Source organism: Paraburkholderia sp. Ac-20347, assembly GCF_017104805.1.
GTDB lineage: Bacteria > Pseudomonadota > Gammaproteobacteria > Burkholderiales > Burkholderiaceae > Paraburkholderia > Paraburkholderia tropica.
Map to the genome: position 1 here is coordinate 1 of NZ_JAAGPN010000605.1, position 900 is coordinate 900.

The 900-nt window shown below is 69.9% G+C and carries 2 protein-coding genes; both read right to left on the bottom strand.

All coding sequences use genetic code 11. The features are described 5' to 3' along the window. Positions 1 to 344 (bottom strand): biliverdin-producing heme oxygenase (locus tag G3N97_RS38970; protein ID WP_346778182.1); only part of this gene is annotated, 344 nt, incomplete at its 3' end. Positions 345 to 659: 315 nt separating this feature from the next. Next, on the bottom strand, positions 660 to 900 hold a 241-nt coding region (locus G3N97_RS38975; RefSeq protein WP_205998022.1), incomplete at its 5' end, for a diguanylate cyclase.

Consider the following 900-nt stretch of genomic DNA (forward strand, 5'->3'; position numbering starts at 1 on the left):
ACGCCGGATGGCGCGTGAAGGCGTGCATCGGCGAGGTCATCGGTCCCGTCCTGCGGACACAGCGCCGGATGCGCGAGGTCGCGCTCGATCAGCGCGAGACGCGCCAGTTGCGGCAGGCTCGCGGCGTCCTGCGGGCCGTCGGCGAAACGTTGCAGCCACGCTTCGAGCGGCGCGAGCCAGTCGCGCAGCACTTCGAGGTGCAGACGGTAATGGGCGAGCGAGGGCGCGCCCACGGCAAGCGGCATCACCCGCTCGACGGCCTCGTGGCGCGCGGCGGTTGCGAGGCGCAGGGCGCCGAGGACATCGACGAACGAGGATTCGGCAGCGGATCGGATAGCGGTCACGGGACGGGTCCTGATAAGCGAGACAAGCAAAACAAGCACAACAACGGCAAAACATGATGACGTTCGGGCGATGATCGGGCCGGTCTGCGTGGCTCTGCATCATACCGGCGCGACGCGGCCTTGCGTGTCTGGCGCGCCCCAATTATCGCGCTGCCAGCACGATCGGGCGTGAACGCGCGCAAGCGCGTCAGCCGGTCATCGGTGGGGATTGGCGCAGATTTCGTGCCCGGAGGCGCTGCGCGAGGAGATTGGACGACTGGCGCGGACGCCGGCGGGTCTCCCGCCGGGTCTTTATCGAGGTCGGGTGCGGGAAATCTACGAAAGCGCCGCCAACGGCAAGCTCTGAGGCTCGCCACCCGCGCCCGCGCCGGTCATCGGCGCACAGCCGAGCCGCCAGGTATTGCGCCCGGCGCGCTTGGCCTCGTACATCGCCGTATCGGCGATCGCGAGCAGATCGGCGGCTTCCACGCCCGCGTCGTGAATCGCCACGCCCACGCTCGCGCTGGCGTCGACCAGCACGCCGCCCGTCACGAACGGCCGCGCGAGCGCGCGGCAA